Genomic DNA, 9,464 nt, shown 5'->3' with positions numbered 1-9,464 from the left:
ATCTTCTACCCTACTTTTGCTCAAACGAATGCCTTGGCGAACGCTCTCCATTAGATAATCCAATGCATGCCCGAATTGCTGTTTCATGGATGATCCTCTTTAGTTTATTTTCGTTGTTCTCACTTAACATCGATTGCCACCTCCTCATTGCTGTGATGTTATTTTAATACCTTATGATCAAGCCGTCGTTTGTTTATTGGATGGTTACCTCAAGTATTTTCCCGTGATCGACTGCTCCGCCTGGATAATCTCTTGCGGCGTGCCTTCGAACACCACCTGTCCGCCCTTGCTGCCTCCGTCCGGTCCCATATCGATGATCCAGTCCGCCTGGCTGATCACTTCCAGGTTATGCTCAATGACGATCACCGTGTTTCCGGCATCCACCAGGCGGTTCATGATCCCAAGCAGGTGGCCGATATCCGACATATGCAGGCCGGTCGTCGGCTCGTCCATCACGTAGATGCTGCCTTTCTTATGCAGCTCGCTAGCCAGTTTGATACGCTGGCATTCCCCGCCAGAGAGCGTGCTGAGCGGCTGGCCGAGGGTGATGTAGTTCAGTCCCACATCGCTCATGGCCTGGAGCTTGCGGACGACCTCTTTGATCTGGAAAAATGCCAAAGCCTGCTCGACCGTCATCTCAAGCACTTCGGCTATGGACTTGCCATTCAGCTTGTATTCGAGCACTTCTTCCTTAAACCGTTTCCCTCCGCAGACTTCGCATGGCAGCTTCACGCTCTCGAAAAACGAAAGATCCAAGTACACCACGCCCAGCCCTTGGCAATTTTCGCAGGCCCCCTTGGAGTTAAAGCTGAACAAGCTTGGACTCACCTTGTTCGCGGAAGCAAACGCCTTGCGCACATCATCCAATATGCCTGTGTAGGTTGCAGGGTTTGAGCGTGTCGACACGCCGATTGCCGATTGGTCGATGACGATGGCGTCCGGATGCTGACTGAGAAATACATCGTTAATGAGGGTACTTTTCCCAGAGCCGGCGACGCCGGTTATAACGTTCAGAACCCCGGTTGGTATATCGACATTTACGTTCTGCAAGTTATGCAGATTGGCATTCCGGATGGACAGCTTGCCGGATGGCTGCCTGCAATCTTGCTTGAGCAGGAGCTGACGCTTCATATGAGTACCCGTCAATGTGCCGGATTCCAACAGACCGGGGTAGCTTCCTTCATAGACGATGGTTCCTCCGCGGCTGCCGGCATGGGGACCGACGTCGACGATATGATCCGCTACTTTGATGACATCGGGATCATGCTCAACTACCAGGACGGTGTTGCCTTTGTCGCGCAGCTTCTGAAGCAGTTCATTTAACCGGTGCACATCGCGAGGATGGAGTCCGACGCTGGGCTCATCGAAAATATAAGTGACATCCACCAGGCTTCCGCTCAGGTGCTTGACCATTTTGACGCGCTGCGACTCTCCGCCGGATAAAGTATCTGTCTCACGGTCCAGCGTCAAGTAATCAAGGCCGATATCCACCAGATGCTGCAGCCGTTCCGACAGCGACTTGACCATCGGCGCTGCCGCGGCATCGTCAATCTCCCGAATCACGCGAATGAGATGCCCGACTTCCATGGAAGACAGCTCCGCAATGTTGTGTCCATTAATTTTGCAGCCCAGCGCCGCTTGACTAAGCCTTGCGCCGTGACAGCTGGAGCAGGGCCCCTCGGTCATGAACGGAGCAACGGTCTGCTGCGTGCGTTCAGACTTTGTCTTTACGTCCTGTTTGATATATTTGTTGGTGAACTTCTCAATGACGCCTTCGACGGTAATATTGGTTGCCTTACCTGCGAAATCCATTTTCACTTTTCTTGCCTTGCCATACAGCAGCTGCTCCAAGTCTTCATCCGAATAGTCGCTGAGCTTCTTATCCGGATCAAAGGAGCCCGACTGGATAAGCATGTTCCATTCCCATCCGTCCACCGTATATCCCGGCAGCATAATGGCCCCTTCCCGGAGCGACTTGGACATATCCACCGCTTTGCTCATGTCGACCCCGAGGCTGCGGCCAATTCCGTTACATTCGGGACACATGCCTTGCGGATCGTTAAACGAGAACATGTTCGCCCCTCCGACATAAGGCTGACCCACTCTGGAGAAAAGCAGCCGGAGTATGGGTGAAATATCGGTAATAGTTCCCATTGTGGAGTGGGACCCTCCGCCCAGCCGCTTCTGATCGACTATGACAGCCATGCTCAGGTTTTCGATCGCATCCGCATCCGGCTGCGGATATTTGGGCAGGAACGTGCGTACAAACATGCTGAAATTCTCATTCAACAATCGCGTAGATTCTGCGGCAATCGTATCGAAAACGATCGATGACTTGCCTGATCCGGATACCCCGGTGAATATCGAAATTTTCCGTTTGGGTATTTGCAGGGAAACGTTTTTGAGATTGTTTTCCCTCGCAGCCGAGATGACGATATATTCCTGATTCGATTCGCTCATGGCTAACATCCTTCCGTTCGTGATCATTTCTATTTATTCCATTCGTATTGTACCATTCATTGCCCAAAGAAAGTCTATGAATCGTGCAAAAGGATGCCGCGTCCCTTGGTATATGTCGGCTCACTATTCCACATCGACCACGAACTCAGCCCATTGTGTCATCATTTGCCTGGATTCTACGGAAGAAATATACGCAGGACTGAGTACTCTGATCAGGTAGCTGCCCTTCTCGCTTAAAGTAAACGAACCTGCGAATGCTTGGTCCTTAATGGGCAGCTCAATGCTTTTCACCTTTTCATATTGCTGATACACTTCCTCGCTTGATTGTTGATACTGTTCGACACTCACGGTCAGCTTATCATACAGGTCGTTATGCTGCAGGATATCTCCTGACATATCTATCTTTTGATTCGGTTCCGCTAGAATATAGCCTTGAGTCGGACTGGTGAAGGCAATGTTTTCTTTCCCTTCTCCCACGATCGTGACTGGCAGCGAGGCAAGATTTGTTACATTCCTCCTCACTGTAACTACCTTGCTTCCTGCCGAATTTGCTGTGAGCATCACGGGATTGGGACCTGGGCGCAAATTTACTGTAAACTGAATACGGTTATACAACCGTCCATCCATGGATATATCCTTTTGCGTGAGCTTGCCTGTGCCTCCCAACCAACCCGCTTCACCGTATGAGAACATGTACTGCGGAGTGTACATATCCTTCTGATACAGCATGGTAAACGTGGTGCTGTCTTGATCCGTCTCCCATTCCGGATTCAGCACCTCGATAACTTTATCGCTCCAGTTCCATCTCACTGTGTCATTCACGGTTGAGACCGCCAATCCAAGCCAGGATAACGCCCGAATCGGTACATAAGCCTTTCCCGAAGATAGAAACGGTGCCGGAATTTTTTCGCCGATCGGCTTTCCGTCCGGACGGTATACGTCCTCCGAGCCGATTCGGAAGGTTAGCCGGCTGAATGTAGACAGCAGCTCAGGATGGACTACAACTTGTACCTCCCGTTTATCGGCATTCCAGGTCACGGTGTCCACCGCACCAGACTGCCGAAGGGTACGGAGTGGAACATATACCCGCCCCCCTTTCAGGATCGGCTTATCCGCAGATATAACCTTCCCGTCAAGCGTCGCCTTTTTCCCTTGAAGATCAAATTTCATTTCGTGCTTGACTCTGTACATTTTCGCTACATCGCCCTTCGGCCCCGCTGCAGTTGTGGGGGCGGAATCTGCAAGGGCACTTGCTCCGATACTACAAGCTGCAACTCCTGTTAATATCAGGCACAACCATTTCTTCATGTCCTACCATCCCTTCATCAGAAAATACTATCTTATACTTATTTAACGGGATCGAATAGCAACTAGTTGGATGTCCGCCGAAACCCGCTGATCCACACAAAAAAAGACAGCTCAGCAAGTGAGCTGCCTTTTCTTTTTTTACTGCGCTCCGACAACCGGATGCGGAACATACGGTTCTTCCATAAATGCAATCTCTTCCGGAGATAATTTAACGGAAAGTGCTCCTACAGCATCTTCAACCTGGCCGATTTTCGTCGCCCCTATGATTGGGGCAGCTACCGATTCCTTTTGCAGCAGCCAGGCTAGCGCGATATGGATACGGGGTACACCGCGTTTCTCTGCAATCGAGGCCACTCGCTCAACGACCAGCCGGTCTACATCCGCCGTCGCATCGTACTTGGATTTTTGGACTTGATCGGTCTCCGATCTGTGCGTCGTTTCTCTGCCGTATGCAGCGCCTTTTGAAACTGCCACGCGTACATGGCGGAAGCACCGATATATCTGGCCTTTCCTAGCCTTCACTACATCATGCAGGGCTTCCATCGTTTCTTCAATCGGCGTGTTGTAATCCCAGCGATGGATAATGTAGAGATCTACATAGTCGGTGCCTAGTCTTTTCAGGCTTTTATCGATTTCGCTCATAATCGCCTTCCGGGAGAGCCCCCCACCGTTGGGGCCTGGATGCATGCGCCCCCAGACCTTGGTGGCGAGGACAATCTCGTCCCGATTCGCATAATCCTTTAATGCGCGTCCAGTGATCTCTTCGCTGGTTCCCCCGGAATAGACATTCGCTGTATCAAAAAAGTTGATCCCGAGCTCGAGAGCCCTTTTAATGATCAGGCGGCTTTGCTCCTCATCAAGCACCCATTGATGCCCTCCCGGCTGCACTTCGCCGAAGCTCATACAACCAAGGCATATCCGCGAGACATCCATACCCGTATTACCGAGCTTCATGTAATCCATAAATCAGGCCTCCGTTTCGGATTGTTATGTAAGCGCTAATCGTCGACTTCCATTATAATTCCTATAAACGAACATGCAATTGTTAAATATACGGGATTTGTTTAATACTGGACAGATTTGTCGAGATTGTTCATTATTTTTTATGGTCTTTATGGGATTTAGGGATGTCATCACAAAAAAACAAGCCGCGATTTACGCGGCCGCAGTCATTGTTAAATCATATAACAAAATTCATCCGGCGTTTTCTCCTTGAGGCCGAATTCAAACGTGTCTTGGCGAAGTCCGCGCCGGAGTGTCTCAAGTGCCATGACTTCAGTCGGAGCGATATTTCCCAGGTGAACATTGGATCCGAATTTGTGCAGGAGCATGGCCTGTTGGTTTTTAAGGGGCGCCTCCCAAATCAGGGCCCGGTGATCCGAAACGAATTTGAGGATGTCGTCCACCACATCTTCCCTGCATTCCCCGTGTTTATCGAAAATGCCGACGCTGACCCCCGACTCGCGGGCTTCAACCGTAACATATTCGGCTCCTGCAGCCAGATCCAATTCCACGGTATCTGCAAGAATAGCGGCATCAATCAAGGAACCGGACAGCTTCTTTCCAAATTCGGAAAAGACCCGAAGTCCGCGCTTCTTTCCTTCCTGGATCAGCTCCGTGCGTTTTTGGCGGGACAGTTCGATCGTACCGTCGGATACTTCGAGCGCATTAAAACCAAGATTGCACACCGTATCAAAGAACGCAGGCACGATATCCTGCTGAACGGCAATTTCCAGCAAAGTGCCGCCTGTCATTACGGATATGCCGTGCTGTTTGGCAAGGCCGATTTTATACAGAAGCATATCCGTCCTATACAGCGGGGCCGTCCCAAATCCAAATTTGATGCAGTCGATGTAAGGTGAGGCGGTTTCGATCACATCTGCGAACGTATTTCTGCCGAGGCCTTTATCGATGACCATCGTCAATCCCCGGTCCGGATCCCGAGAAACGGCTGCGTCTTTCTTTTCCATGTCGGAATCGAAGCGGGTCCCGCTCGGGTCACGTAACTCCCTGGGCCACACTGCACGCATGGAGTTGTTCATGTTGGATCTCCCTCAATTCTTTTTGGTTTGTCGTTTGAATCCCATGACATGCATATCATATGCGGGGGACGCATGACACGTGCCCAGGTCCGAGTGATCTATACCGTGACGAATGCTTCGGAGAATTAGGCAGTTGGCTCCTCAACAAACAAAGAAGGCTTCCCCTCCTATTTCCCGCGGACGACACGAAATCCCTGATCGGGGCCGAATCCGTTGGGATCGAATTTGCCTCGAAATGAAACCTCAGTGTTGCTGATATCCCCGATCCAGCCGCCCCCCTTCACAACCCGGAAGGAACCGCCTTGACGAACCGTGCCGTCGCCAAACCAGTCCCAGCACCATTCCCTTACATTGCCGGACATATCGTAAAGACCCAGCTCGTTGGATTTCCGGGTACCGACCGGTTTCGTCCGGTTGTGGTTGCTCTCGATGACCGGCCAGTTCCAATCCCCTGATAAATATTTATCCCCGGCGTTTCTCCAATACCATGCGACATCCTCGGCTTTATTGCTTCCGCTGTATTTGAACCCTTTGCCCTCCAGACCTCCGCTTGCGGCATATTCCCACTCAGCTTCTGTAGGCAGCCGGTAACCGTTCGCTTCCTGATTGACCGTTACGGTCCATTTTATTTGATCGTTTTCGTTTATGTTGTTCGGATCTTTATGATCCTTGTCTATGTTGTAAAACGGTTTTAAGCCCTCCTGGATACTTCGTTTGTTGCAATACTCCACGGCGTCATACCAGCTTACCATCTCTACCGGCAGCTGATCGCCTTTGAATGCTGAGGGGTTGCCGCCCATGACGTTGGCCCACTCCGCTTGTGTAACCTCGTATTTGCCGATATAAAAGTCTGAAAGGGTCATGCTTGTTTCAGTATAGTTGGAGCCATTGCTCTTAAAAGTCCCGCCTTTAACGTACACCATATCTTCCTGCTTGCCCGTTTCTTCTTGTGAACAAGCGCTGGCCAAAAACATAGCTGCGAGTAAAATACAAACCCATAGCTTTCTCATAGGGATTTCTCCTTTAGGACGAATAGGAAAAAGACAGACCGCGGCGGACCGATGCCAGTATCCGTCAACGTCGAAGACCGTTCGTCTGATGGCAAACGGCCTTCAACATGTCTGGTATGATTAATGTGTATGATTTATGAAAAGCAGCTTCATGCTGATTACCACACGGTTACGTTAGAGCTTCCGCTGCTCTGGTATCCCTCCGTTGCCAATACCTGATAAGCCCAGCTGCTGCCTAAATTCATGCCTGCGTTCTTCCATGCGTTGACGTGATTGCTGAACGTGATGGAAGAATTGACCCCTGTCGCTCTTTTCGATTGCCGGACACTCCAGAACTGCTGGAAGGTTTGTGTGCCGTCAATGGATGGCGCGTTATACCGCATGGTCGTATAAATATCATATGTGCCCCCATCACTCGTCACCGTTCCTTTGTAGGTTCCGGTAGGCCGGTAAGTTCCCCAGCTGTCCACGACGTAATATTCAATGAGGGAGTTTCTTGTCCATCCATAGAGCGTCAAATATCCATTTCCGGACGGCGCCCAGACGCCGGCATTATAGTTAATCGTCCGGTTAGGCGATCCGGTATTCCAGCCCTTGCCGACAACAAAGTTCCCGGAATTTTGCCAGGTCACGCTGTAATTTCCGCCGGATCCGTTGACGGCATTAACCGTGCCCCCGCCATCGGTCCAATTTTGCCAATAGTCCGTCGTGGCTGCATTTGAGGTAGCTGCAAATAACCCAAGACTCATGGTAGCTGCAAGAACGACCGTTAACCATTTTTTACTCCGTTTCAACATAAACTGCCTCCTCATGTTTTTTTTGCACCTTACAACCGTCTGCCATAGGATTCTCTTGGCTCTGCTGTGCTCAACACGGCTAGTCCTTCTCTTTTTCCTTTCCTCCTTTCTGTGAAAATTATAAAATGACAGCGGTTACATAACACTTCGCAAATTAAACATGATATATAGATTTTCTTACAATTTTTAGAAACCGACGGACCATCTCGGAAAAATGGGCACAAAAAAACACCCATGGACCGCGCTTTTATAAGCTTTTGGACCATGGGTACGTTAATAGAGAATATTTTGGGTAACCCTTTGAATCTTATTATACGACGTGTCGACTAATTAAAGTCTATGTATGAAGCTTAGATCCGCTCACAGAGAAGGCTGGTTGGGATCACTTGAGCAAAAGTGCCGTCCAAGGATGCCATAAACGCATCATGAACGGTTTGTGCAGGAATCATGGCACCCTTCCAGAGTAAATCTCTGGTTGTGCACGCATCATCAAGCACGAGAACTTCATAACCCAGGCGGTTTGCGGATCTTACGGTAGAATCGATACAAATGTGGCTCATCATGCCGCAAATGACTAACCGGGTTACATTCAGCGATTCAAGATACTGCTGTAACTCCGTTTGGAAAAAGCTGTCCGGCGTATGCTTTACAATCACTTTTTCTCCAGGCTCGGGTAAGATGCCTTCATGCGGTTGAATCCCTTCCGTACCGGGAAGAAAAAATGTGGCGTTGTCATCGAAAAGGATACACTGAATATGAACGATCGGTAACTTCTTGCCCCGGAACAGAGTTAAAGCTTCCTGCGCATGGGTTAGTGCCTTGTCGGGACGGAATAACTCGTTTCGGCCCCCTTTAAAATAATCCTTCTGAATGTCTACCATTATGAATGCGGTATTCATGAGTCATGGTCTCCTTTAATTTGTAAGAGTAGTTTCTTACCGCATTATAATATCGGTATCATGAATGGTGAATTACCCACTTTTTGTGGGTATGGGATGCCTTTGCGGTCCAGAAGCTCCGTCTGTCCCCGTTCCACCATATAATCAATTCCGATCTCCTGCATAATGAGTACCGCATCCAACAGCCTTCTTCCCCGCTCGGTCAGAAAATAGTCTACATGCAGCGGGTACCCTTCCGTTTTGATTTTATCTACGATCCCGCTGGAAATTAATTCTTTAAGATGCTGCAGCAGCATCTTTTGGGTAATCTGGTCAATATCCCGTTCCAGTTGGGCCAGGGACGTATTTCCGTCTTTCAATTGATAAATGATCATCGTTTTCCATTTCCCTTTGATGATGTCATGAACAACCTCCAGCGGGCAGGTGCACTGCTCCCGAATCATCATGAAATTCACCTCCATCCATGTTCTCTGGGTCAGATATCCATCCGTTCTCATACATATTAACAAACAAAGACCTGGATTCGTAACCCAGGCCTTTGTTCATTTTACGGCAAAACATAAACTATTTATTTCCAAAAGGTGATCTTATCAGCGCTCAAACGAACGGACTCATAACCTTCTTCTTCGGCTTTACCGATGGCAAGAATGAGTACCGGAGCATACCTCTCCGGATCTAATCCGAAAGCAGCTGCGATTTGATCAGTCTCAAATCCACCGATAGGATTGGTATCATAACCATGAGCTCTGGCGGTGAGCATGAGCTGCATGGCCAGCAATCCACTATCCACTTTTACAATGTCATTTACAACTTCTTTAGGAAGCGTAGGATAGATCGTAAGAATGCTTTCCAATTGCCGATCCCGGACTTCCTGCGGCATTTTCCCCTGTTCCACTGCCGTATTGAAAATCTCTTCCGCATACTCATAAGATTTCATGCCCCCAAAGA

The 9,464-nt window shown here is 49.4% G+C and carries 8 protein-coding genes and 1 pseudogene; all 9 read right to left on the bottom strand.

What is annotated here, in order from left to right; all coding sequences use genetic code 11:
- Nucleotides 1–204 precede the first annotated feature (204 nt).
- On the bottom strand, nucleotides 205–2,460 hold the full coding sequence (locus CPT76_RS08050; protein ID WP_105442544.1) for an ATP-binding cassette domain-containing protein: 2,256 nt from the start codon (nucleotides 2,458–2,460) through the stop codon (nucleotides 205–207).
- A 123-nt stretch (nucleotides 2,461–2,583) separates the two neighbouring features.
- Nucleotides 2,584–3,651 carry a stalk domain-containing protein gene (locus tag CPT76_RS08045; RefSeq protein ID WP_181152739.1) on the bottom strand — a complete coding sequence of 356 codons (1,068 nt, stop codon included), beginning with the start codon at nucleotides 3,649–3,651 and terminating at the stop codon, nucleotides 2,584–2,586.
- Nucleotides 3,652–3,906: 255 nt separating this feature from the next.
- Nucleotides 3,907–4,731: pseudogene (locus tag CPT76_RS08040) on the bottom strand (aldo/keto reductase).
- A gap of 212 nt (nucleotides 4,732–4,943) precedes the next feature.
- Nucleotides 4,944–5,810, bottom strand: a complete 867-nt coding sequence (gene comA, locus CPT76_RS08035) for a phosphosulfolactate synthase (RefSeq protein ID WP_105442542.1) — start codon at nucleotides 5,808–5,810, stop codon at nucleotides 4,944–4,946.
- 167 nt (nucleotides 5,811–5,977) lie between these two features.
- Nucleotides 5,978–6,820, bottom strand: coding sequence for a formylglycine-generating enzyme family protein (locus CPT76_RS08030; protein WP_105442541.1), 843 nt, complete (start codon nucleotides 6,818–6,820; stop codon nucleotides 5,978–5,980).
- A gap of 158 nt (nucleotides 6,821–6,978) precedes the next feature.
- Nucleotides 6,979–7,617: a glycoside hydrolase family 11 protein gene (locus tag CPT76_RS08025; protein ID WP_105442540.1), complete on the bottom strand. Its 639-nt coding sequence runs from the start codon at nucleotides 7,615–7,617 to the stop codon at nucleotides 6,979–6,981.
- A gap of 350 nt (nucleotides 7,618–7,967) precedes the next feature.
- A complete protein-coding gene (locus CPT76_RS08020; protein WP_105442539.1) occupies nucleotides 7,968–8,516 on the bottom strand; it encodes a cysteine hydrolase family protein in 549 nt (182 codons plus the stop codon).
- A 44-nt stretch (nucleotides 8,517–8,560) separates the two neighbouring features.
- Nucleotides 8,561–8,962, bottom strand: coding sequence for a winged helix-turn-helix transcriptional regulator (locus CPT76_RS08015; protein WP_105442538.1), 402 nt, complete (start codon nucleotides 8,960–8,962; stop codon nucleotides 8,561–8,563).
- Between the two features lie 122 nt (nucleotides 8,963–9,084).
- Nucleotides 9,085–9,464, bottom strand: a 380-nt coding sequence (locus CPT76_RS08010) for a nitroreductase family protein (protein ID WP_181152738.1), incomplete at its 5' end; no start/stop codon positions are given.

Source organism: Paenibacillus sp. AR247, from assembly GCF_002968895.1.
GTDB classification, from domain to species: domain Bacteria; phylum Bacillota; class Bacilli; order Paenibacillales; family Paenibacillaceae; genus Paenibacillus_AQ; species Paenibacillus_AQ favisporus.
This window is presented reverse-complemented; position numbering and strand designations above follow the sequence as displayed.

What these genes read in the sequence shown, in the direction of transcription:
- CPT76_RS08045 (WP_181152739.1), bottom strand. Translation starts at nt 3,651, where the DNA reads ATGTACAGAGTCAAGCACGAAATGAAATTTGATCTTCAAGGGAAAAAG.
- CPT76_RS08050 (WP_105442544.1), bottom strand. Translation starts at nt 2,460, where the DNA reads ATGAGCGAATCGAATCAGGAATATATCGTCATCTCGGCTGCGAGGGAA.
- CPT76_RS08030 (WP_105442541.1), bottom strand. Translation starts at nt 6,820, where the DNA reads ATGAGAAAGCTATGGGTTTGTATTTTACTCGCAGCTATGTTTTTGGCC.
- comA (WP_105442542.1), bottom strand. Translation starts at nt 5,810, where the DNA reads ATGAACAACTCCATGCGTGCAGTGTGGCCCAGGGAGTTACGTGACCCG.
- CPT76_RS08020 (WP_105442539.1), bottom strand. Translation starts at nt 8,516, where the DNA reads ATGAATACCGCATTCATAATGGTAGACATTCAGAAGGATTATTTTAAA.
- CPT76_RS08015 (WP_105442538.1), bottom strand. Translation starts at nt 8,962, where the DNA reads ATGATGATTCGGGAGCAGTGCACCTGCCCGCTGGAGGTTGTTCATGAC.
- CPT76_RS08025 (WP_105442540.1), bottom strand. Translation starts at nt 7,617, where the DNA reads ATGTTGAAACGGAGTAAAAAATGGTTAACGGTCGTTCTTGCAGCTACC.